Genomic DNA, 24547 nt, shown 5'->3' with positions numbered 1-24547 from the left:
GTTGCGGGATGGGGCGTTGGTGGTGGCGTTGCGGAGTTTGGCGATTGCGGAGGTGTTGGCGGGTCGGGGTGCGATGGCCTCCATCGGCCTGCCCGAGCGGGCGGCGGCCGAACGACTGACCGGCTACGCCGGCCGCATCTCGATCGCCACCGTCAACGGCACCTCCTCCGTCGTCGTCTCCGGTGACCCGGACGCCGTCGACGACCTGGTCGCCACGCTGACCGCCGAGGACGTGCGGGCCAAGCGGGTGAACGTGGACTACGCGTCGCACTCGGCGCAGGTGGAGCTGATCGAGCAGCGGCTGCGCGCCGACCTCGCCGAGGTCAGCCCGCGTGCCTCCACTGTCCCGTTCTACTCGACCGTCACCGGCCGGGTGTTCGACACCGCCGGGCTGGACGCCGGCTACTGGTACACCAACCTGCGGCAGACCGTCCGGTTCGAGGAGACCACCCGCGCCCTGCTCGACGCCGGGATGCGGGTGTTCCTGGAGTGCAGTGCGCACCCGGTGCTGACCATGGGGGTGGAGGAGACCGCCGCCGACGCGGGTGTCGAGGTGGCCGCCGTCGGGTCGCTGCGCCGGGGCGAGGGCGGGCTGCACCGCTGGCTCACCTCGCTCGGTGAGGCGTTCGCCCGGGGCGTCACCGTCGACTGGTCGCCGGTGCTGCCGGCGCGTCCGCGTGGTGAGGTGCCGCTGCCGACGTACCCGTTCCAGCGCCGCCGCTACTGGCTCAACGCCACCGGGGGCCGCGCCGACCTCACCTCCGCCGGTCTCGGCTCCGCCGGGCACCCGCTGTGGGGGGCGTCGGTGTCGATGGCCGAGTCGGGTGAGGTGTTGTTCACCGGCCGGATCTCGCTGGACACCCACCCGTGGCTGGCCGACCACGCCGTCAACGGCACCGTCCTGCTGCCCGGCACCGGTTTCGTCGAACTCGTCCTGCACGCCGGGGACGACGTCGGCCTCGGCCACCTCGACGAGTTGACCCTGCACGCCCCGCTGATCCTGCCCGAGCAGGGTGCCGTACAGGTGCAGTTGCTGCTCGCCGCCGCCGACGACACCGGCCGCCGGACGGTCACCGTGCACTCCAGGCCGGAACACACCGGCAGCTGGGTCCGGCACGCCACCGGCGTGCTCTCCGCCGACGTCACCGACCCCGACTTCGACCTGCGGGTCTGGCCGCCGTCGGGTGCGGTGCCGGTGCCGACGGCGGGGTTGTATGACGAGTTGGTGGTGCAGGGGTACGAGTATGGTCCGGTGTTCCAGGGGGTGCAGGCTGCCTGGCGGGTTGGTGAGGTGGTGTTTGCTGAGGTTGCGCTTCCGGAGGAGGCGCATGGTGAGGCGTCGCGGTTCGGGGTGCATCCGGCGTTGTTGGATGCGGCGTTGCAGGTGGTGGGGATCGGTGAGGCGGTGCCGGTGGGTCGTCCGCCGTATCTGCCGTTCGCCTGGACGGATGTGACGCTGCACGCGACGGGCGCCACCGCCCTGCGGGTGAAGGTCACCGCCAGTGGGCCGGAGTCCGCCACCCTGCACCTGGCCGACCCGGACGGCGAACCGGTCGCCGTGGTCGGCGCGCTGGTGTCCCGCCCGGTCCAGCTCACCACTGCCGCCCCGACCGACGGGGACCTCTACCACGTCGACTGGGTGAGCGTGCCCACCGGCACCGCGGCCGAGTCGTGGGGCTACCTGGAGGGGCTCGGCCTCGGCGTGCCCGACGTCGTGCTCGCCCCGCTGACCCCGCCCGCCGCCGACCTCGACCCGGCCACCGCCGCCCGGACGGCGGTGGGGGAGACCCTCACCCTGCTCCAGTCCTGGCTGGCCGACCCGACCCAGGCCGCCGCCCGGCTGGTCGTGATCACCGACGGTGCCGTCGACGGCGGCACCGACCTGGCCCACGCCCCGGTCTGGGGTCTGGTGCGGGCCGCGCAGGCGGAGAATCCGGGTCAGTTCGTGCTGGTGGATGCTGTCCCGGAGACTCCGGTGGAGGAGATTCTGGCGGCGGTGGGGACCGGTGAGCCGGAGTTGTCGCTGCGGGACGGTCAGGTGCGGGTGCCGCGTCTGGCGCGCGCGAGCACCACGGCGCAGCCGTGGCGGGCCGACGGCACCGTGCTGGTGACCGGTGGCACCGGTGTGCTGGGCGCGCTGGTGGCCCGGCACCTGGTGGAGGTGCACGGGGTGCGGGACCTGGTGCTGACCTCGCGGCGTGGGTTGACCGCGCCGGGCGCGGTGGAGCTGCGCGACGAGCTGACCGGCCTCGGGGCCACCGTCGAGGTGACGGCCGCCGACCTGGCCGACCGGGACGCCGTCGCCGCCCTGCTGGACGGCATCCCGGCGTTGACCGCCGTCGTGCACACCACCGGGGTTCTCGACGACGGCCTGCTCGCCGGGCTGACCCCGGCGCAGCTCGACACGGTGTGGCGGGCCAAGGCCGACCCGGCCTGGCACCTGCACGACCTGACCCGCGACCGTGACCTGTCGGCGTTCGTGCTGTTCTCCTCCGCCGCCGGGGTCCTCGACGGGGCGGGGCAGGCCAACTACGCCGCCGCGAACGTCTTCCTCGACGCCCTGGCCGCGCACCGGCGGGCCCTGGACCTGCCGGCCACGTCGCTGGCCTGGGGTTTCTGGGAGCAGCGCAGCGGGATGACCGCGCACCTCGGCGACGCCGACGTGGCCCGGATGGCCCGCTCCGGCGTGCTGCCGCTGGACTCCGACCGGGGGCTGGCGCTGCTGGACGCGGCGGTCGCCGCCGACCAGCCGCTGCTGGTGCCGGTCCGGCTGGACACCGCCGCGCTGCGCGCCCAGGGTCAGCAGCTCCCGGCCCTGTTCCGGGGCCTGGTCCGGCTCCCGGCCCGGCGGGCGGCGGGTGGTCCGGCGACCCCGGCCACCGGCTCCGGCCTGCACCGGCAGCTCGTCACCCTCGACGCGGACGACCAGCACCGGGTGCTGCTCGACCTGGTCCGGGCCAACGTCGCGGCCGTCCTCGGACACGACAGCGGCACCGCCGTCGAACCGGCGCGGGCGTTCAAGGAACTCGGCTTCGACTCGCTGGCCGCCGTGGAGCTGCGCAACCGGCTCAACACCGCCACCGGGCTGCGGCTGCCGGCGACCCTGGTCTTCGACTACCCCAACCCGACCGCGCTGGCCGGCTACCTGCACGGCACGATCCTCGGCGGGCCGGCGCAGGCGCAGCCGACCACGGTGGTCCGGCCGATGGTCGACGAACCCGTCGCCATCGTGGCGATGAGCTGCCGCTTCCCCGGCGGGGTCCGCACCCCCGAGGACCTGTGGCAGCTGCTGGTCGACGGCGCGGACGCCATCTCGCCGTTCCCCACCGACCGGGGCTGGGACCTCGACCACCTCTACGACCCGGAACCCGGCAAGCCCGGCCGGACGTCCTCGCTGGAAGGTGGCTTCCTCTACGACGCGGCCGACTTCGACCCCGACTTCTTCGGCATCGGCCCGCGTGAGGCGATCGCGATGGACCCGCAGCAGCGGTTGCTGCTGGAAACGTCGTGGGAGGTGCTGGAGCGGGCCGGGATCGATCCGACCTCGCTCAAGGGCAGCCCGACCGGGGTGTTCACCGGCGTGATGTACCACGACTACGGCAGCCGGCTGTCCGAGGTGCCCGAGGAGTTGGCGGGTTACCTGGGCAACGGCAGCATGGCAAGCGTCGCGTCCGGGCGGATCTCGTACACCCTGGGGTTGGAGGGGCCGGCGGTCAGCGTCGACACCGCGTGCTCGTCGTCGCTGGTGGCGATCCACCTGGCCGTGCAGGCGCTGCGTTCCGGGGAGTGCTCCCTGGCTCTGGCCGGCGGGGTCACGGTGATGTCCAAGCCGGACACCTTCCTGGACTTCAGCCTCCAGCGGGGGCTGGCCTCCGACGGCCGGTGCAAGTCCTTCTCCGCCGACGCCGACGGCACCGGCATGTCCGAGGGTGCGGGCATGCTGCTGCTGGAGCGGCTCTCCGACGCCGAACGGCACGGCCATCACGTCCTGGCGGTGGTGCGGGGTTCGGCGATCAACCAGGACGGCGCGTCCAACGGGCTGACCGCCCCCAACGGTCCCGCCCAGCAACGGGTTATCCGGCAGGCGCTGGCCGCCGCCGACGTCCGCCCCGACCAGGTCGACCTGGTCGAGGCGCACGGCACCGGCACCACCCTCGGTGACCCGATCGAGGCGCAGGCGGTCCTCGCCACCTACGGGCAGGACCGCCCGGACGACCGGCCGCTCTGGCTCGGCTCGATCAAGTCGAACATCGGTCACACCCAGGGCGCGGCCGGCGTCGCCGGTGTGATCAAGATGGTGTTGGCGATGCGCAACGGGCTGCTGCCCCGCACCCTGCACGCCGACCGGCCGTCACCGCAGGTGGACTGGTCGGCCGGGGCGGTGCGGCTGCTCACCGAGGCGCAGCAGTGGCCGGCCCTGGACCGGCCCCGCCGCGCCGGGGTGTCGTCGTTCGGCATCAGCGGCACCAACGCCCACGTCATCATCGAGCAGGCGCCGGCGATCGAGGCGACGCCGGCCGACGGGGACGCCCCGGCCACCCCGCCGGTGCTGCCCTGGCTGCTCTCCGCCCGCTCGGCGGAGGCGCTGCACGCCCAGGCCGGGCTGGTCGCCGACACCGGGGCCACCCTGGACGTGGCGTACTCGCTGGCCACCACCCGGGCGGTGCTGGAGCGTCGGGCCGTGGTGGTCGCCCCCGTCGGGGACGACGCGGTCCGCGCTCTGCGTGCCGCCGCCGAAGGCACCGACCCCGCCGAGTGGGTGCAGGGGACCCCGTCGGCCGGGAAGCTCGCCATGCTCTTCACCGGCCAGGGGGCGCAGCGCCTCGGCATGGGCCGTGAGCTGGCGGCGGCGTACCCGGCCTTCGCGGCGGCGTTCGCCGAGGTGTGCGCCCACCTGGACGCGCAGCTCGACCGGCCGCTGCGGGAGGTGCTCTACACCGAACCCGACGTCGCCGACGCCGCGCTGCTCGACCAGACCGTCTACAGCCAGAGCGCGCTGTTCGCCATCGAGGTGGCGCTCTACCGGCTGCTCGAATCCTGGGGCATCCGACCCGACCTGGTCGCCGGGCACTCCATCGGCGAGATCAGCGCCGCGCACGTCGCCGGGGTGCTGTCGCTGCCCGATGCGGCGGCCCTGGTCACCGCGCGTGGCCGGCTGATGCAGGCGATGCGGGAGGACGGCGCGATGGTCGCCGTCGAGGCGTCCGAGGAGGAGGTACGCCGGGAACTGGCCGGGCGGGAGACCGAAGTGGGCATCGCCGCGGTCAACGGGCCACGCGCGGTGGTGCTCTCCGGTGACCACGACGCCGTCGGTGCGCTCGCCGACGACTGGCGGGCCCGGGGACGCCGGATCAAGCGGCTGCGGGTCAGCCACGCGTTCCACTCCCCGCACATGGAGCCGATGCTGGCCGAGTTCCACCAGGTCGCCGCCGGGTTGACCTTCGCCCCGCCGAGGGTGCCGGTGGTGTCCAACCTGACCGGTCGGCTCGCCGACCCCGACGAGATCACCACCCCCGGCTACTGGGTGCGCCACGTCCGGGAGGCGGTCCGGTTCCACGACGGGATCGCCACCCTGGAAGCGGCCGGCGTCACCACGTTCCTGGAGGTCGGCCCGGACGCGGTGCTCACCGCGATGGGCCGGGACTGCGTCTCCGACACCGGCGGCCTCGCCCTGGTGCCGGTGCTGCGCGGCGGCCGGGACGAGGCGGCGAGCCTGCTGACCGCCGTCGCCACCCTGCACACCCGGGGTGTCCCGGTGGACTGGCGGGCCTGGTTCGCGCCCACCGGCGCCCGGGTCACCGACCTGCCGACCTACCCGTTCCAGCGGCGTCGGCTCTGGCTGGACGCCCCGGCGGGCGGCGGTGACGTGCCGGGTCTGGGTCAGCGCCCGGCCGCCCACCCGCTGCTCGGCGCGGTCGTCGGGTTGGCCGGGGCCGACGGCACCGTGCTGACCGGCCGGCTGTCGCTGCGGACCCACCCGTGGCTGGCCGAGCACGACCTCGCCGGCACGGTGCTGCTGCCCGGGACGGCCTTCGTCGAGCTGGCCTTCCGCGCCGGTGACCAGGTCGGCTGCGCCCTGGTCGAGGAGTTGACGTTGGAGGCTCCGCTGGTCGTACCGCCCCGGGGCGGCGTCGACCTCCAGGTGGTGGTCGGGGCACCGGACGGGACGGGACGCTGCCCGGTCACCGTGCACTCCCGGCCGGAGGACGGTGTCGACGGTTGGACCCGGCACGCCACCGGCGTACTGGCCCCGGCGGAGTCCACCGCACCGGCCTGGTCGGCGGGCGACGCCTGGCCACCGGTCGGGTCCACCCCGGTCGACCTGACCGGCCGGTACGACCGGCTGGCCGACGCCGGCTACCACTACGGCCCGCTGTTCCAGGGGCTGCGGGCCGCCTGGCGACACGGCGACGAGGTGTACGCCGAGGTGGCGCTCCCCGCGGAGGCGGTCGCCCCGGCGGACCGGTTCGGCCTGCACCCGGCGCTGTTCGACGCGGTGCTGCACACCCTCGACCTGACCGGTGCCGACGAGGACGACGACCGGCTGCGGTTGCCGTTCGCCTGGCGGGGGGTGGCCCTGCACGCCACCGGCGCGACCGCGCTGCGGGTACGGCTGCGCCCGACCGGCCCGCAGGAGGTCTCCTTCGACCTGGCCGACACCTCCGGTGCGCCGGTCGCCTCGGTGGCCTCGCTGGCGGTCCGGCCGCTCGCCGCCGACCAGCTGGGTGGGGCCCGGGCGGCTCACCGCACGTCGCTCTTCCAGGTCACCTGGGCTGCGGTGCCGACCCCGGCCACCGGCGGCGGCACGACCGTGGTCCTCGGCGACGACGACCTCGGCCTCGGGGTGCCCCGGTACGCCGACCTCGGCACGCTCGCGGCGGAGGTCGCCCGCACCGGTGACGCCCCGGGCACCGTCGCGGTGGCCTGGCGTACCACGTCGGACTCGCCCTCGGCGGCGACCACCGCGGCGCTGGCCCTGGTGCAGGGGTGGCTCGCCGACGAGCGGTTCACCGACACCCGGCTGGCGCTGGTGACGACCCGGGCGGTCGCCACCACCGACGGCGAGGACGTGCCCCGGCCGGTGGACGCCACCGTCTGGGGCCTGGTCCGGGCCGCTCAGGAGGAGAACCCGGGCCGGCTGGTCCTGATCGACGTCGACGACCCGGACCCGACCGGGCTGCGGTCGGCGCTGGCCGTCGACGCCGAACCGCAACTGGCGGTCCGGCGGGGTGGGCTGCTCGCGCCCCGGCTCGCGGCGCTGCCGGTGCCGGACGGTGAGCTGCCGGCCGGCCCGGACCCGACGGGCACGGTGCTGGTCACCGGCGGCACCGGCGGGCTGGGCCGGTTGGTCGCCGAGCACCTGGTGACCCGGCACGGCGTACGGCGGCTGCTGCTGGCCAGTCGACGCGGCCCGGCGGCCCCGGGGGTGGACGACCTGGTCGCGCGCCTGACGGCGGCCGGCGCGGAGGTGACCGTGGCGTCCTGCGACCTGGCCGACCGGGCGGCGGTGGCGGCCCTGCTCGACGGGGTGCCCGCCGGGCATCCGCTGACCGGGGTGGTGCACGCCGCCGGGGTGCTCGACGACGGGTTGCTGCCCACGCTGACGCCCGACCGGGTGGCGGCGGTGCTGGGTGCCAAGGCAGAGTCCGCGCGTCACCTGCACGAACTCACCCTGCACCGGCCGTTGCACTGGTTCGTGCTGTTCTCCTCGGCGGCGGCCACCCTCGGCGGCGCCGGTCAGGCCAGCTACACCGCGGCGAACGCCTACCTGGACGCCTTGGCCCAGCACCGGCGGGCGCACGGCCTGGCCGGCACCGCCCTGGCCTGGGGCCTGTGGGCGGAGTCGGGCAGCGGGATGACCGGCCACCTCGGCGAGGCCGACCTGCGCCGGATGGCCCGTTCCGGGGTCGCCGCGCTGTCCACCGGGGACGCGTTGGCGTTGTTCGACGCGACCCTGCACCCGGTGCCGGCACTGGCCCTGCCGGTCCGGCTGGACCTGGCCGCGATCCGGTCCCGGGCCGACGGGGTGCCGCCGCTGCTGCGGGGCTTGGTCCGTACGCCGACCCGCCGGTCGGCCGCCGGCACGCCGGGCCCGGTGGCGGGGGAGCGGCCGCTGGCCGAACGGTTGGCCGGGTTGCCGTCGGACGAGGCCGACCGGGCCGTGACCGAGCTGGTCCGGGCCCGGACGGCCGAGGTGCTGGGCCACGACCGGCCACAGTCGCTGGACGTGGAGCGGGGCTTCCTGGAGCTCGGCTTCGACTCCCTGGCGGCGGTGGAGTTCCGCAACAGCCTCGGTGCGGCGACCGGGCTCCGACTCCCGGCGACGCTCATCTACGACCACCCCAGCCCGGCGGCGGTGGCCCGGTTCGTCCGGTCGGAGCTGGCCGGTGACGCGCCGGCCGCTCCGTCGCTGGAGGCCGAGCTGGCCCGGTGGGAGACGCTGCTGGACGGCACCGTGCCGGACGAGGCGGAGCGGGGCCGGATCACCGTCCGGCTCCAGGCGCTGATGTCCCGGTGGAACGCGGCGTACGGGGGTGCCGCGGTGGAGCCGGCCGCCCGGGACCTGGCGTCGGTCACCGCGGACGAGCTGTTCGACATCCTCGACGACGAATTGGAGGCGTCGGACTGACCATCCGTCCGGGGACCCGAGGTCCGTCGATGCCCACGGGCGGTCGGCGGACCTCGGGCTTCCTCCCGGCGGACGGGTGGGCTTTTGTCCACCTTCGGCGTGGGTCCATGACCGTATCGCGTCACCACCCGACCGCATAACGTAGTGGCCGGGTCTGGTGGACGTTCACGGTTCGCCGGTAGGTGCCACCAGGGGTGGACACGGGAGAGGCAGGGAGAGTGCGGGTGCGACTCGAACAGGGAATCGTCGCCAAGGTCACCCGGAACGGGCAGCTTGAGCTGACCGCCGAGCGGAGCGGACTGCGATACCGGTTCGGGGCGACCGCCGCCGCGATGTGGATCGCGTTGCAGCAGCAGGGCGGTTCGCTGGAACGGGCGGCCGCTGTCCTGGCCCGGCAGTGGTCGGCTGATCCGGCGGCCACCCGACGGGACTTCGACGTCTGGCTGGAGGACATGCTCCGCGCCGGTCTGGTACGGGTGGAGTGACCGGTAAGGAGGGTCTGTCCGCCGCGTCCGACGGCTGTGCCGGACCGACCCCTATCCGGCCCCCCTGCACGCGGGCGGCATCCCGGTCGACGGTGCGTCGAACCCCTGTCCGGTGGGCCGGTGGGCGGGGGTCAGGCGTCGGCGGACGGGTGGGTGGTGTCGGTGGAGTCGTTGACCGCGCCGACGATCACCCGCAGCGCCTCGGCCAGTTCCTTACCGGACGGGGCGGCCTCGGGATCGAGCAACCGCTGCACCGTCAGTCCCGTCATCAACGCCAGCAGGAACGAGCCGACGGCCCTGCGGGTCTCCTCGGTGACGTGCTCACCGCCGTTGCGGATCACGAAGGTGGCCAGCGCCGGGCGGGCCCGGGTGTAGGTCTCGGCGAGTTGCTCCCGCAGCACCGGCAGGTGCTCGGCCAGCGCGAACGCCTCGATCCCGGCGACCCAGAGCGGCCGGTGGGTGCCGAACGACTCGACCAGGCCGGTCCACATCGACTCCAGCCGGTCCATCAGGTCGGGTTGGGTGCCGTCGCGCAGCACCCGGTCGATCTCGACGCCCCACTCCTCGAACGCCTGCACCAGGGCGGCGGTCAGCAGCGCCTCCTTGGAGCCGAAGTGGTACCCGATCGACGCCAGATTCGTGTCCGACGCGGCGACGATGTCGCGGGCGGTGGTGCGTGTGTAGCCGCGCTCGTAGAGGCAGACCCTGGCCCCTGCCAGCAGGCGTTCCCGATGACCCACGGCGTCACCCTACTCGGAACCACCCCCTAATTCATCCACCGGATGTATACGTGCGTATAAATTCGGTGGTAGCTTTCGGCCATGGCTACAGCGCAGGCAAAGGCCGGCCGCCGCGAGTGGATCGGTCTCGCGGTACTCGTCATGGTGACACTGATCATCAGCATGGACATGACCGTGCTGTCGTACGCTCTGCCGTTCATCACGGCGGACCTTGAGCCGACCAGCAGTCAGCTCCTCTGGATCACGGACGTCTACGCCTTCGTGCTGGCCGGCCTGCTGATTCCGATGGGGACCCTGGGGGACCGGATCGGGCGCCGCCGGTTGCTGATGATCGGTGCGGCGGTGTTCGGTGTGGCATCCGTGGCCACGGCCCTCTCCAACAGTCCCGGCATGCTGATCGGGACCCGGGCGGTGATGGGTGCCGCCGGCGCGACGCTCATGCCGTCGACCATGTCGTTGATCCGCAACATGTTCCACGACGAGAACGAACGCCGGGCCGCGATCGGGCTCTGGGCGGCCGGCTTCTCCGCCGGTGGCGTCATCGGCCTGGTGGCCGGCGGCGCGCTGCTCCAGTACTTCTCCTGGGGCACCGTCTTCGAGATCAACGTGCCGATCATGCTGCTGCTGCTGATCCTGGCCCCGTTGCTGCTGCCCGAGTTCCGCAACGCCGCAGCCGGCCGGCTCGACCTGATCAGTACGGTGCTGGCCTTCGTCGCCGTGCTGCCGATGATCTGGGGCATCAAGCAGTTCGCCGAGGACGGCGTGGACTGGCCGCCGGTGGCCGGTGTGGTCGGCGGGCTGGTCTTCCTGGCGGTGTTCGTGCTGCGTCAGCGGCGACTCGCCGACCCGGTGATCGACGTGCGGCTGTTCCGTGCTCCCGCGTTCAGCGCGGCGGTGGTGATGAACGTGCTCGCCAACTTCGCGCTGGTCGGGTTCATGTTCTTCATCAGCCAGTACCTCCAGCTGGTGCTCGGGCTACGCCCGTTCAGCGCCGGGCTGTGGTCGCTGCCCGCGGCGGGTGCGGCGGGTGTCGGCGCGGCGGTGCTGGCTCCGATGCTGGCGCAGCGCTTCCGGCGGGCCTACGTCGCCGCCGGTGGCCTGCTGGTGGGTGCCGCCGGTTGTCTGGTGCTCGCCCAGGTCGGCGACGAGTCGGGGCTGGCCCTGGTGGTGGTCGGCCAGGCGTTGATGACCGGCGGCATCGCGATGGTGCTGACGCTCAGCGCGGAGCTGATCGTGTCCACCGCGCCGCCCGAGCGGGCCGGTGCCGCCGCCGGGCTCTCCGAGACCGGCAGCCAGTTCGGTGCGGCGCTCGGTGTCGCGATCCTCGGCAGCATCGGCACGTTCGTCTACCGGCGGCAGCTGTCCGGCGACGCGCCCGACGGCGTGCCGGCGGACTCCTGGGCGACCGCCCGGGAGACCCTGGGCGGCGCCGTGCAGGAGAGCCGGACGCTCTCCGCCACCGCGGCGGACACGCTGGTCACGCTGGCCCGGGCCGCCTTCGCCACCGAGCTGCGGGCCGCCGCGCTCGCCTCGGCCGGCATCCTGGTGGTGACGGCGGTGCTGGCCGCGGTGCTGCTGCGCAACGTGGGGGCCTCGGTGCCCGGCCAGGGCCCGGCGGACGGTCCGACCGACCCCACCGCCGATGCCCCCGGTGCCCCGACGGGTCACGTCGACCCGGAGCGGACGGTCGACCCCCCGTCGTCCGGCGCGGGTGCCGAGGACGCCGACCGTGGCGACACCGACCCGGGGCCGGCGGTCCGGATCGGACCCGGGTCCACCGGGCAACCCGTCCGGCCGGCGCACCCGGTGGCCTGACCACGTTCGACCACCCGGAGGTGGCGTTCCCGCTCGTCGGGAGCGCCGCCTCCGGGCATTCGACCTCCTGGCCCCCCACCCGTCCCGGCGGGCTAGGGGGCCACCGCTGTGCTTAGGGGTTGTCCCGGCGTTTCGGGCGTTCCTACGCTCGCTTCGACAGCGGGCACCGGCGTCGCAGGGAGGGCGTCAGCACCACGCGTGACGGCGGATCCGGGCACCGGCCGAGACGGCGGTCCGGCCCGGCCGGCCGGGTGCGCCCGTTGGAGACGTCCCACTGCGGGGCGCACCCGCAGTGTCGACCCGTAGAGGACCAGTGATGACGGCAACGCTCGAGAACGACCTCTGGGTGCGGCGGTTCCATCCGGCGCCGTCCAGCTCGATCCGGTTGGTGGCGATGCCGCACGCCGGGGGCTCGGCCAGCTACCTGTTTCCGGTGTCCCGGGCCCTCTCGCCCGCGGTGGACGTGCTGGCGATCCAGTACCCGGGTCGACAGGACCGCCGGCACGAGCCGGTCCTGGACTCCATCGCCGACCTGGCCGACGGGGTGTTCGAGGCGCTCACCCCGTGGCTGGACCGCCCGGTGGCGCTCTTCGGCCACAGCATGGGTGCGGTGCTCGGCTACGAGGTCGGGTTGCGCCTGCAACGGCACACGGGTCGGCCGCCGGTGCGGCTGTTCGCCTCGGGCCGTCGGGCCCCGTCCCGGGTCCGGGACGAGCGGTACGTGCACACCCGCGACGACGCCGGGGTGCTGCGGGAGCTGGCCCGGCTCAGCGGCTCGGACCCACGGGTGCTGGGCGATCCCGAGCTGCTGCCGATGATCCTGCCCGCCGTGCGGGGGGACTACAAGGCGGTGGAGACCTACCGGGCCGACCCGGATCAGCTGCTGGACGCCCCGATCACCGTGCTGACCGGTGACGCGGACCCGATGACCACCCTGGACGAGGCGCGGGACTGGGCCCGGCACACCACCGGCGAGTGCGACGTGCGGGTGTATCCGGGTGGGCACTTCTATCTCAACGACCACGCAGCCGACGTGATCCGGCTGATCGGTGCCGAGCTGGCGCAGGCGCAGCAGGGCGGACCGACCGGCTGACCCGACCGGGACCCGGTCACGTCCGACCGCGCCGGCGCGGTGGTGACGTCCGACCAGGACACTGGACCTGCGGGGGTGGTGACGTCCGACCGGGGCACCGTGCCGGCGGGGTGGTCACGGGCACCGGTACGACGACGGGCGGGTCACCGGTGACCCGCCCGTCGTGCCCGTCATTCGGCGATCTTGGTCCGCATGGTCCACTGGAAGACCACCACCCGCGAGGCGTCGTCATTGAGGCCGTCGTGGTCGCCCGAGCGTTCGAAGTGTTCGTAGCCGCCCAGATAGGGCACCTTGATCCGGCCGGTGCCGACCGGTGCGCTGTGGGCGCGATCGGTGGCCGGCAGGCCGACCGGTCCGCCCTCGAGCACGACGTCGAAGTGGTCACCGCCGCGAACGTCGCTGAACCGCCGCGCGCTGCTCACCCGGGTGAGATCGTCCACGCTTTCCTCCTCGGCTGGGGGCAGGGGCGCGGCGGACACCGTGTTCCGCGTCACTGCCCTCGGATGTCTCCAGCGTGGCGGCACCACTGGCCCGCGCATACCCGGAAGCGACCCCTAACCCGCCGGCCGACGCCCAGATTTCGGCGGCCGGCCAACCTGCGGTTACTTTGCGGCCCGGTGGGTCGCATTTGTGATAGCCCCGGCGATGTCGCAAGGGCGACAGCATTGACCAGAGCTTATGAATTGCATCCGTAATAGTGTCGTCTTCTCGCTGAAACTCAATTTTTGCTCAAGAGTAGATTGCCCGATTCGCTGCTTCTCGTCCGGTCGGTGGTGGTGTGCCGACGTGGGCGGGATCGGTGCGGGCCGGGAGAGTTGGCCCGAAAAATTCCGGTACGAACCCTCTGCCGGAGTCATTTCGCAGGTCAACGCGCTGTCCGACGGGCCGAATCTGCGGCTATCCGTGCAGGTCGGAGGGGGCGGGACGGTTGTTCGATCATGTAATTGCTACCGAGTGGTAATTTTTCGGCCGAGGCCAACAATCCGACATAACGCCATGGCCGTGCGTAATATCGATGACGAAGTATCACCACCCCACTACCGTCTTGTACGGGTGTCTATGTATGCTGTGCTCGCCGTCGGGACGCGGTGAAAGTCATCAATCAATTGGCAGTCATCATTGTATGACCTGGTTTGCCGGCTGACGTGGTCAGTGGCCGGGTGGGTCCCGGCGGCCCGCGTGGCATCGAGCCGAAGGGTCTCGCCGGGGGGCCCGTCCGTAGTCGGCGGCACCCTCGTTCGATGCGTCATCGCTGACCTGGGGGGAGACGGGTGGAATTTGTGGAGAGAAGCCGCGAGCTTGACATCTTGCGGGACCTTTACTCCGGAAGCGTCACGGGCAGGGGGCGGGTCGCGCTGATCAGCGGCCCCGGTGCCACGGGCAAGACCGAGTTGTTGCGGGCCTTCGCCGACCACGTCGGCGCAGCGGGCGGGCTGGTGCTGCGGGCCGCCTGCTCCCGGGCGGAACGCCTGCTGCCCGCCGCCGTGATGGGGCAACTGTTCCACAGCGTGCCGCTGCCGGACGAGGTGATGCGGCGCATCGGCGCGTTCGTCGACATCGAGGGCGTCACGACCGGAGGGGACGCCGAGATCAGGGCCGTGCACGCGATGTGTGTCGAGCTGATCGACATCGCCCGCGCCCGCCCCCTCGTCCTGCTCGTCGACGACGTCGAGTTCGCCGACGAGACGACCCTGCACACCCTGCTCTACCTGCAACGGCGCCTCACCGCCGCGCAGATCCTGGTGGTGCTCACCGAGTCGCCGCAGCCGCAGCCGTTCCACCCGGAGTTCCGGGCCGAGATCAGCCGGCAGGCGAGCTTCTGCAACATCCAGCTGTCGCCGTTGTCCGAGGCGGGCGTCGCCGAGCTGCTGCGCGGTTGGGTCGACGACGAGACGGCGGCGGCGCTCGCCCCGGCGTACCACGGGGTCAGCGGCGGCAATCCGCTGCTGCTGCACGCGCTCGGCCAGGACCGGCGGGTCGCCGGCTCGACGGAGGTCGCCGAGGTGGTCGTCGGCGACCAGTTCCGCCAGGCGGTCCTGGCCTGCCTGCGACGCTGGGACCCGACGATCCTGGAGACGGCCCACGGGCTCGCCCTGCTCGGTGACCTCGCCACCCCGGCGCTGCTGGCCCGGCTGCTGGACACCAAGCCGGCCCGGGTCCAGTGGGTACTCAACGCGCTGACGATGTCCGGCCTGCTGCACGCCGGGCGGTTCCGGCACCCGGCGGCACGGGCGGCGGTCCTGCACGACCTGACCCCGGAGGCGCTGGCCGAGATGCACGCCCGGGCGGCGGAACTGCTGCACGCCGAAGGTGCCCCGGCCCCGGCGATCGGTGGGCACCTGCTCGCCGCGGGCGGCCTGGCCGAGCCGTGGGCGATCACGGTGCTCCAGGACTCGGCGACCCACGCGCTGGCCGAGGACCGGGTCGACGACGCGGTGGAGTCACTGAAGCTGGCCCACGACATGTGCGACGACGTCCCCCGCCGGGCGGCGCTCACCGCGACGTTGGCCGCCTGCCAGTGGCGGATCAACCCGGCGGCGGTGAGCCAGCACCTCCAGTCCCAGCGTGACGCCCTGCGGGCCGGGCACCTCTCCGAGCGCCACGCCGCCGCGCTGCTGCGCTACCAGCTCTGGCACGGTCACCGGGCGGACGCCCAGGAGACCCTGCGGCACCTGCGGGACACCCGCCAGCAGCTCGACGCCACCACCGCCGCCGAGCTGGAGGGGTGCGCCGAGTGGCTGCGGCTGCACTTCCCGGTGGCGTTCGCCGAGCTCGACGCCGACGCCGGCCCGGCGGTCACGCCGGCCGGGACCCCGGCCCGTTCCGACGGCTCACTCGGGTCGGCCACCCCCTCCCTGACCGCCGTGCTCACCGACGGGGTGACCGACGAGGTGATCGCCCGCGCCGAACAGGTGCTCGGCAGCCATCTGCTCGTCGACGTCGGGCTGGAGTCGGCGCTGTGCGCGTTGCAGACGTTGGTCTACGCCGACCGGATGGACCGTGCCGTGCACTGGTGCGACGTGCTGGGCGCCGAGGCGGGCGCCCGGGGGGCCACCACCTGGCATGCCATCCTGTCCGACGTCCGGTCGCACATCGCGCTGCGCCAGGGTGACCTGCCGCTCAGCGAGCGGTTCGCCCGCGAGGCGCTGGATGCGATGTCGCCGCACAACTGGGGGGTGGCGATCGGCTCGCCGTTGTCCAACATGCTGCTCGCCATGATCGGCATGGACAAGCTCGACGAGGCCGAGGCGCAGCTCAAACACGTCATCCCGGACGCCATGCGGGACACCTGGTTCTGGCCGTTGTATCTGCGGGCCCGTGGCCACCTGCACCTGGCCGGGGGGCGGGTGCACGCGGCGTTGGCCGACTTCGAGACCTGCGGGCAGTTGGCCACCCAGTGGGGGATGGACCTGCCGGCCCTGCTGCCCTGGCGGGGCGACCTGGCCCAGGTCTACCTGCGTTCGGGCCGGCCCGAACGGGCCCGCGCCATGGTGACCGAGCAACTGTCCCGGCCCGGTGCCGAGAACGCCCGGACCAGGGGGGTCTCCCTGCGGCTGCTCGGTTCCGCGCTCGACGTCAAGCAACGGGTCAACACCCTGCGCCAGGCGGCCAACCTGCTCCAGGAATCCGGCGACCGCTACCAGCTCTTCCTCGCCCTGGCCGCGCTGAGCAGCGCCCACTACGGGCGGGGCGAGTTCAACACCTCACGGGTGGTGGCCCGCAGCGCGTTGCAGCTCGCCAAGGACATCCAGGCGCAGGCGCTGTGCCGGCGGCTGCTGCCCGGCGGCGACGCGGCCGGCGGCGACGACCCGGACGCCCCCCCGGAGCACGAGGAGATGTCCCGGCTCAGCGACGCCGAGCAGCGGGTCGCCACCCTGGCCGCGCTCGGCCACACCAACCGGGAGATCGGCAAGAAGCTCTACATCACGGTGAGCACGGTCGAACAGCACCTCACCCGGGTCTACCGGAAGCTGAACGTCCGGCGTCGCACCGAGCTGTCACTGGGACTGCCGATGGACGCGGCCGGGGCCGGGCTGCTGGCCGTCGGATCTGGCGGCAGCGAGCGGTCCTGGCCGCAGTGGGAGTCGGCGGTCCAGGCGAGCTGAGCCGCCGCAGGTGCCGATTCCGGGGTGGGCCTAGGCCCACCCCTTCGGGTCATTAGCTCCATTGAGCCGTATCGGCCCGATCCATACCGTGAACATGTACCCACCGCCGTTCGGCGACGTTCTTTTGCGGGGAGCATGAGGTGGACAGAAACAAGGACCGGCGCACGCCGACCAGCGGTGCCGATGCGGTGCGGCTGGACGATGTACGCAAGACGTACGGCCGCGGTGAGAACCGGGTCGACGCGCTGCGGGGCGTGACGATGAGCTTCCCCCGGGGCAGCTTCACCGCCGTGATGGGGCCCTCGGGCTCCGGCAAGAGCACGTTCCTGCACTGCGCGGCGGGGCTCGACGTGCCCTCGTCCGGCTCGGTGGTGCTGGACGGCAAGGAACTCAGTGGCATGAACGAGAACCAGCTGACCCGGCTGCGCCGGGAGCGGGTCGGCTTCATCTTCCAGGCGTTCAACCTGATGCCGGCGTTGAACGTGGAGCAGAACGTGGGCCTGCCGTTCCGGCTGGCCGGCCGCCGGCCCGACCGCCACTCCGTGGTGGAGGTGCTGGGTCGGGTGGGGCTGGCCGAGCGGCGCAAGCACCTGCCGAGCGAGCTGTCCGGCGGTCAGCAGCAGCGGGTCGCGATCGCGCGGGCGCTGATCATGCGACCGGCCGTGATCTTCGCCGACGAGCCGACCGGCGCGCTGGACACCCAGACCACCATCGAGGTGCTGCAACTGCTCCGTGAGACGGTGTCCAGCGGGGGACAGACCATCATCATGGTGACCCACGACCCGGTCGCCGCAGCCGCTGCGCACCGGGTGCTGTTCCTCGCCGACGGCCAGTTCATCGGGGAGCTGGAGGCGCCGACCGCCGACGTGGTGGCCGAGCGGATGACCCACCTGACCGCGTGGCAGCAGAACCGGGCGGCGCAGTCCACCGGCAGGGGTGGCTTCTGATGACGTACCTCGCGTGGCGCACCCTGCGCTACCGCAAGCTCGCGTTCATCGCGACGTTCATCGCGGTCTTCTTCGGTGTGGCGCTGATCGTCGCCTGCGGTGGTCTGATGGAGACCGGCATCCGGATGGCGGTCCCGCCGCAGCGGCTGGCGGCGGCCGACGTGGTGGTCAGCGGCAAGCAGACCTACGGCGTGCCCAAGAAGGACCCGCAGGACACCAAGAACATCAAGTCGGTGCCGCTGGCCGAGCGGTACTGGATCGATCCGGGCCTGGTCAGCAAGATCCAGGGGGTGCCCGGGGTCGAGCGGGCGGTGGCCGAGTCGTCCTTCGCCGCCACCGTCGTGCGCAACGGCGCACCCGTGATCGTCGGCACCCAGTCGCTGGGGCACGGGTGGGAGTCGGCGCAGCTCGGGCCGTACCGGCTCGACGGGCAGCCCCCCGCGCAGGCCGGGCAGGTCGTGTTGGACCGGGCGGTGGCCAAGCTCGCCCGGGTCAAGGTCGGTGACCGGGTCGACGTCGTGGTCGGTGGGGTGACCTCCGCCTTCCAGGTCAGCGGCATCGCCACCCCACCGGGTGAGGTGAGCCAGTCGGCGTTGTTCTTCTCCGGCGACGACGAGCGGCGGCTCAACCCGCACACCGGCACCTCCGACGCGATCGGGGTGCTGGCCAAGCCCGGCACCGACGTGGAGGCGCTGCGCGAGCGGATCGAGCGGACCCTCGCCGACCGTAAGCTCGTCGTGCTCACCGGCGACGACCGGGGCGCGGCCGAGTTCCCCGAGGCGGTGGGCGGCCAGGCGCAGCTCATCCCGCTCTCCGGTGTCTTCGCCGGCATGACGGTCTTCGTGGCGATCTTCGTGGTCGCCAGCACCCTGGGCCTGTCGGTGCAGCAGCGGCAGAAGGAGATCGCGCTGCTGCGCTCGATCGGTGCGACGCCCCGGCAGATCCGGACGATGGTGCGCCGTGAGGCGCTGGTGGTCGCCGTCGGCGCGGCGGTTCTCGGCTGCGCCCCCGGGGTGTTCCTCGGGCCGCTGCTCTATCACATCGTCTCCGACGCGGGGGTCATCTCGCCGGTGGTCGAGTTCCACCAGGGCTTCGTCCCCTACCTGGCGGCCCCCGCCATCGGGATCTTCGCCGCGATGGTGGCCGCCTACGTGGCCGGGCGACGCCCCTCCAAGATCCGGCCCACCGCCGGTATCGCCGAGGCCGCCGTCCAGCGCAAGTGGGTGAGCTGGCCCCGGGTGGTGTTCTCCATCCTGTTCTTCGCCGCCGGGTTCGCGCTGATCCTGGTGACGGCGATCGTCATGCAGGGCGCGGTGGCCTCCGCGACCGCCGGGCCGGCGGTGATGTGCTGGGCGATCTCGATCGCGTTGATCAGTCCGGGGCTGACCCGGCTGTTCGCCGCCGTGCTCAGCGTGCCGGTGCGGGCGTTCTTCGGGCTGGCCGGCTACCTCGGCACGGTCAACGTCCGGACCCGCGCCGTCCGGGTGGCCTCCGCGGTCACCCCGATCATGCTGGCGGTGGCGCTGGCGGTGGCCAACTTCTACCTCCAGACCACCCAGAACGAGGCCGCCGAGCGGTACTACTCCGACAACCTGCGGGCCGACCTGGTGCTCAGCTCCACCACCGGCGGTTTCCCCGCCGAGACGGTGGAGGCGCTGCGGTCCGCGCCGGGCGTCGAGGACGCTTCCGCGTACGTGACCAGCGCCGGGTGGATCAACAAGCCGTACGACGGGTCGCATGTGGAGTCGCCCTGGCCGTTGCAGGGGGTGAGCGGGGCCAGCGCCGCCAGCATCACCGGTGTGCGCACGAGCGCCGGCAACCTGGGTGACCTCAGGGGTGACACCGTCGCGCTGCCCGAGGTCGCCGGCAAGAACGTCGGCGTCGGCGTCGGCGACCAGATCACCCTGCGACTCGGTGACCGGTCGGCAGTCGACCTGCGGGTGGTGGCGCTCTACCCGGCCAAGAAGGGGTTCGAGACGATCCTGCTCCCGGCCGACCTGCTCGCCGCGCACAGCACCACCGGGCTGTCCCGGCAGATCCTGGTCACCGCCGAGCCCGGCACCAGCCGGGACGCGCTGACGGCCAGCCTGCGGGAGAAGGTCGCCGGTCACCCGGGCACCATGATCGAGGGCCGCGATGCGATCACCACGTTCGCCGAGCGCACCAAGACCCAGGCGTGGGTCAACTACCTGCTCGTGGCGCTGGTCGCCGGCTACACCATGATCTCGGTGGCGAACACCCTGATCGTGGCGACCGCCGGCCGACGCCGGGAGCTGGGCATGCAACGGCTCATCGGCGCCACCCGTAAGCAGGCACTCCAGATGCTCAGCGTGGAGGCGGGCATGGTCGCCGTCATCGGTGTGGTGCTCGGCACCATCGCCTCCGTCGCCACACTGCTGCCGTTCAGCATCGTGGTGCTCGGGCGACCGGTGCCCTCCGGGCCGATCTGGATCTACCTGGCCGTGGTGGCGGGTGCGGCGGTGCTGGCCTTCGCCGCCACCGTGCTGCCCGGTCGTCGGGTGATGCTCACCCGACCGGCGGAAGCAGCGGTCGCCGTCGAGTAGGAACGCGCCCCACAGCGCCGTTGGTGCCCCCGGTCGGGTGACCGGGGGCACCACCGTGTGTCCGGGTTCCCGGGGCGACCTACCGCTGGGACGATCGGCCGGTGGCGGTCCGGGACAGACGCGGCCGGCTGTCCGAAACGGACGGCCGGTGACGGCTCGGAACGGGCGGCCGGTGGCGGCCCGGAACGGACGGCGCGGCGTCAGGAGACGTCGGCGCGGGTGCCGTTGAGGTACGCCAGCACGGCCAACACCCGACGGTTGCTGTCGTCGGCCGGGGTCAGGTCGAGTTTGGTGAAGATGCTGGTGGTGTACTTGGCGACCGCGCCCTGGCTGACGATGAGGCGCTGCGCGATGGCCGTATTTGAACATCCTTCGGCCATCAGCTTCAACACCTCCCGCTCGCGGGGGGTGAGGGTCGACAGCGGCTCCCGGCGGGACCGGCCGGCCAGCAACTGCGAGATGACCTGCGGGTCCATCGCGGTGCCCCCGTCGGCGACCCGGCGGATGGCGTCCACGAACTGGTCGCTGTTGAGCACCCGGTCCTTGAGCAGGTAGCCGATGCCGCCGCTGGCGTCGGCGAGCAGCTCCTTGGCGTACAGCTGCTCGACGTGCTGGGAGAGCACCAGGATGGGCAGGCCGGGGCAGCGTCGCCGGGCTTCCAGAGCAGCCTGGAGGCCCTCGTCGGTGAACGTGGGCGGCAGTCGCACGTCGACCACCGCGACCTCCGGGCGGAGGGTCACCAGGGCGTCGAGCAGTGCCGGTCCGTTGTCGACGGCCGCGACGATCTCGAAGTCGTACGATTCGAGGAGCTGGACCATTCCCTGTCTCAGAAGGAAGAGGTCCTCGGCGAGTACAACGCGCACGGCAGCTCCAGGATCGCGACGGTCGGCCCACCTTCGGGACTGCTGAGGACGAGCGTCCCGTCGAACGTAGCACAGCGCCGTTCGATGCCCCGGAGTCCGGTGCCGAGCGAGGCGTCGGCCCCGCCCTGACCGTTGTCGATCACCACGGCCCGCAGCGCGCCGTCCTCGTGGCGCAGGTCGATGCTGGCCCGGTCGGCGTTGGCGTGCTTGACGATGTTGGTCAGCAACTCGGACAGGGCGAAGTAGACGGCGGACTCCGCCGGGGCGGCCAACCGGCCGGGCACGTCGGCGGTGACGTCGACGTCGATCGGGCTCTCCAGCGCGATGGCCCGGATGGCGTCCTCCAATCCCCGCTCGGCGAGCACCGGGGGGTGGATGCCCCGGATCAGGCAACGCAGCTCCTCCAGCGCGGAGGCGGTGGCGTTGCGCGCGTCGACCAGCAGGGTCTCCGCGACGTCCGGATTGGTCCGCAGCTGCCGGGTGGCCGCGCCGAGTTTCATGCCGATCGCGACCAGCCGTGCCTGTGCCCCGTCGTGCAGGTCCCGTTCGATCCGGCGCAGCTCGGTGGCCTGGATGTTGATCACATCCGAGCGGGTCTCGGAGAGGTGCCGCATCCGGGAGGCGATCTCCGCCCGTTCGCTCGGGCCGAGCAGCGTACGGGCGAAGTAGGCGTGCCCGGCCACCACACCCGGGGAAGCGGCCACCCAGATCGCGAACACCACGAGGCTGACCAGCGCCCCGAGCACCGCGTGCGGCCAGGTGTCCATCGGGGTGAAGCCGTACCAGAAGTCCACCCCGGACTCGCGCATCAGCATCCAGAACCCGGCGGAGAGCACCAACCCCTCCACCGAGTAGACCAGCAGGGTCACCGGCAGCAGGCCGAGCACGAAGCCGACGAACACGTTGAGCAGGAGGAACAGCAGGTCACGCCAGGTCGCCGGGTCGGTGAGGATGGACCGGCAGCGCTGCACCCAGCCGACCACGCCCCGCTCGGTGGGCGGCGCGGGGAGGTAGGGCGTGGGGATCGGCACCCCGGCCCGGCCGGCGAGATCCCGGCACAGCCCGGTGACCCGGCGGACCAGCGGGGTGACCAGGGGCAGCAGCAGCACTCCGACGCCGAGCGAGATGAACGCCGTGGCGAGCACGGTGGCGACGAGCAGGGCCAGGCTGAGCGCGGCGCTGGCGACGAGCAGCACACCGCGCCCGGTGGCGTACAGCGCCCGCGACAGGGCCCGCCCGGTGAGTCCCGTGGTGGTGGCGACGTCCATGTCCTGCGGCTCCCCGGTCACGGCAGATCGATGGTGGTGCCCGCACTCAGTGGTGTGTCGTGGACGACCAGTTGGCGCAGCTCGGTGCCGACCGGCGTGTCGTAGACCAGTGATCCGCTGACCGTCGCGCCGGGCTTGATGTTCTTCGTCAACCGCTGCGTGTCCGGATAGTAGAGCAGCGATCGGGTGTCCGGTGTGTAACCACGCCCGTCGACGTCGACCAGCCGTTGGCTGAGCGGCCAGACAATGGTGCCCTTGGACCCCTTGTTGACCACGTCGACGTCGACCATGCAGAACACGCCGTCCGCCTTCTGGGTCAGCGGCCAGAACCCGATCTCCCGCGACCCGCAGTGCACCCCCCGTACGGTGAATTCCAACGACCCGTCCTGACCGCTCGCGGTGGCGGGGGTGGGGCTCGGGGTGGGCGACGGGCTCGGGGTGGGGCTCGGCGTGACGCTGACCGGCGCGGACGGGTCCGGCCCGGCGGCCGGTGCGCCCCGCTGGTCGGCCTGGCGCAGCGCGACCACGCCCAGCACGACGGCGGCCACCACCGCCACCACCCCGGTCAACACCGCCGGCCAGGACGGCGGCGACCGGTGCGGCGGCGGCGGAGCGACCAGGGTGGCCGGCTGACCGACGACCGGATACCACCGGGTGCCGTCGAGCTGCTCGGTGGTCGCGGCGACCGGCTCCACCGCCGACCGGATGCTCGCCGTGTCGGCGCTGCCGACCAGGATCAGCATCGCCTCCCGGGCGGTGGGCCGCTGTCGGGGGTCGGTATGCAGCGCCCGGGCGACCACCGCGGCCAGGCCGGCGGGCAGTCCACTCAGGTCGGGCCCGCCGGCCTGGTGGACCCGGGGGTCGACCGGCAGCCGACCGGTGGCGGCCCAACCGACGAGGATGCCCCAGGCGTAGACGTCGGCGGGCTGGGCCGGGGGGAAGCCGGCGAGCCGTTCCGGGGCCAACCAGCCCGGGGTGCCGTACGAGGGACCGGTGGTCGGGTCGAGGACCTCGATCAGGCTCGCCAACCCGAAGTCGATGACCTTCGGCCCGAACGGGGACAGCAGCACGTTGCGGGGGGTCAGGTCACCGTGGGCCAGCCCGGCGGCGTGGATCGCGGTGAGCCCGGCGGCCACGCCGACGGCCAGCGCCTCGGCCTGGGGCCCGGAGAGCGAGCCGTGCCGGGTCACGTGCTCGTGCAGGGACGACCCGGTCACGTACTCCGTGACGAGGTAGGGGACCGGCCCCTGCGGGTCGGCGTCGAGCACCCGGGCGGTGCAGAAGTCGGCCACCCGGCCGGCGGCGGCGACCTCCCGGGTGAACCGTCGCCGGAACTCCGGCCGGGACCGCAGTTCGTCGTGGACGACCTTGACCGCCACCCGGCTCCCGCCCGGCGCCTCGGCCAGGAAGACCACCCCCATGCCGCCGGACCCGAGCAGGCGGCGTAGCCGGTAGGGTCCGACATGGTCCGGATCACCCGGCCGAAGCGGCGACCCCGGCTCGGCCACTGCGCCGCTGGTCAGCTCGCCCATGTAGACAAGTGTCCCATGGCGGGTCGAGGCCCGCGCCCCCTCAGCCGTCCCCGCTGGACGCCCCGCGGGGACGCCGTGCGGGCCTGCGCTGGGGACGCCTGGTAGGGGATCGCTAAGGGTTGGCAGGGTCGGGGGCGGACCCTAGCGTGTGGTCGCACGCGCTCGCCGGCGCTTGATGCGGTCGGCGACCCCGCCGGCTGACGACGGGGTCGCCGATCCCGGTGGTAGGGGCTGCCGCCGATGCGGCACCGACAACCGATGGTCGCGCCGGCGTCGCCGGGGACCACCGCGCCGGCCACCGCGCCGTCGTCGTGGTGCGCGCCGCCCGGACTAGAGAGGGACGTGAGCACCCATGACCCCGACGACACGGTACGACGATGTGCAGCCGCCGGGCGGCGGGACCCCCGGCCCCAAGCAGATCCGTCAGTTGGACCGGGTGGTGATCCGGTTTGCGGGTGACTCGGGTGATGGGATGCAGTTGACGGGGGACAGGTTCACCTCGGAG

General features: G+C 73.0%; 12 protein-coding genes. 7 read left to right on the top strand and 5 right to left on the bottom strand.

The annotated features are described in order from the left end of the window. The first annotated feature begins 19 nt into the window (after positions 1-19). Positions 20-8629: an SDR family NAD(P)-dependent oxidoreductase gene (locus AB0C22_RS31005; RefSeq protein WP_357538531.1), complete on the top strand. Its 8610-nt coding sequence runs from the start codon at positions 20-22 to the stop codon at positions 8627-8629. 224 nt (positions 8630-8853) lie between these two features. After that, complete coding sequence (locus AB0C22_RS31000; protein WP_307799579.1) at positions 8854-9114, top strand: PqqD family peptide modification chaperone; 261 nt, start codon at positions 8854-8856, stop codon at positions 9112-9114. 131 nt (positions 9115-9245) lie between these two features. Here the strand turns inward: AB0C22_RS31000 and AB0C22_RS30995 are convergent, their stop codons facing one another. Continuing rightward, entirely contained in the window at positions 9246-9854 is a 609-nt protein-coding gene (locus tag AB0C22_RS30995) for a TetR/AcrR family transcriptional regulator (protein ID WP_357538529.1), read from the bottom strand. Positions 9855-9935: 81 nt separating this feature from the next. Between AB0C22_RS30995 and AB0C22_RS30990 the strand changes: the two genes are divergently transcribed. Both AB0C22_RS30990 and AB0C22_RS30985 read left to right on the top strand, forming a co-directional pair. After that, complete coding sequence (locus AB0C22_RS30990) at positions 9936-11669, top strand: MFS transporter (protein WP_357538527.1); 1734 nt, start codon at positions 9936-9938, stop codon at positions 11667-11669. A gap of 316 nt (positions 11670-11985) precedes the next feature. Next, positions 11986-12762 (top strand): alpha/beta fold hydrolase, encoded by a 777-nt coding sequence (locus tag AB0C22_RS30985; RefSeq protein WP_357538525.1) that lies wholly within the window; start codon positions 11986-11988, stop codon positions 12760-12762. Between the two features lie 170 nt (positions 12763-12932). On the opposite strand, the gene AB0C22_RS30980 is transcribed toward AB0C22_RS30985, so the two are convergent. Continuing rightward, entirely contained in the window at positions 12933-13241 is a 309-nt protein-coding gene (locus tag AB0C22_RS30980) for a DUF5988 family protein (RefSeq protein ID WP_357538523.1), read from the bottom strand. A 792-nt stretch (positions 13242-14033) separates the two neighbouring features. On the opposite strand from AB0C22_RS30980, the gene AB0C22_RS30975 reads away from it, so the two are divergent. The 3 genes from AB0C22_RS30975 (at position 14034) to AB0C22_RS30965 (ending at position 20379) form a co-directional block, all read left to right on the top strand. Then, positions 14034-16868 (top strand): AAA family ATPase, encoded by a 2835-nt coding sequence (locus AB0C22_RS30975; protein WP_357538521.1) that lies wholly within the window; start codon positions 14034-14036, stop codon positions 16866-16868. Between the two features lie 140 nt (positions 16869-17008). Then, a complete protein-coding gene (locus AB0C22_RS30970; RefSeq protein ID WP_208569145.1) occupies positions 17009-17815 on the top strand; it encodes an ABC transporter ATP-binding protein in 807 nt (268 codons plus the stop codon). Then, a complete protein-coding gene (locus AB0C22_RS30965; RefSeq protein WP_357538519.1) occupies positions 17815-20379 on the top strand; it encodes an ABC transporter permease in 2565 nt (854 codons plus the stop codon). The genes AB0C22_RS30970 and AB0C22_RS30965 overlap by 1 nt, the downstream gene beginning before the upstream one ends. Before the next feature lie 200 nt (positions 20380-20579). On the opposite strand, the gene AB0C22_RS30960 is transcribed toward AB0C22_RS30965, so the two are convergent. The 3 genes from AB0C22_RS30960 to AB0C22_RS30950 are packed head-to-tail and all read right to left on the bottom strand — an operon-like array spanning position 20580 to position 24042. Next, positions 20580-21242, bottom strand: a complete 663-nt coding sequence (locus AB0C22_RS30960) for a response regulator transcription factor (protein WP_208569147.1) — start codon at positions 21240-21242, stop codon at positions 20580-20582. Continuing rightward, a complete protein-coding gene (locus tag AB0C22_RS30955; RefSeq protein WP_219470834.1) occupies positions 21206-22510 on the bottom strand; it encodes a sensor histidine kinase in 1305 nt (434 codons plus the stop codon). The genes AB0C22_RS30960 and AB0C22_RS30955 overlap by 37 nt, the downstream gene beginning before the upstream one ends. A gap of 17 nt (positions 22511-22527) precedes the next feature. Beyond that, entirely contained in the window at positions 22528-24042 is a 1515-nt protein-coding gene (locus AB0C22_RS30950) for a serine/threonine-protein kinase (protein ID WP_219469153.1), read from the bottom strand. Positions 24043-24547 lie beyond the last annotated feature (505 nt).

The sequence above is a fragment of the Micromonospora sp. NPDC048894 genome (assembly GCF_040649765.1).
Lineage (GTDB): Bacteria > Actinomycetota > Actinomycetes > Mycobacteriales > Micromonosporaceae > Micromonospora > Micromonospora antibiotica.
Note: the sequence above shows the minus strand (reverse complement) of the source record. Positions and strands in the feature narration are given on the sequence as shown.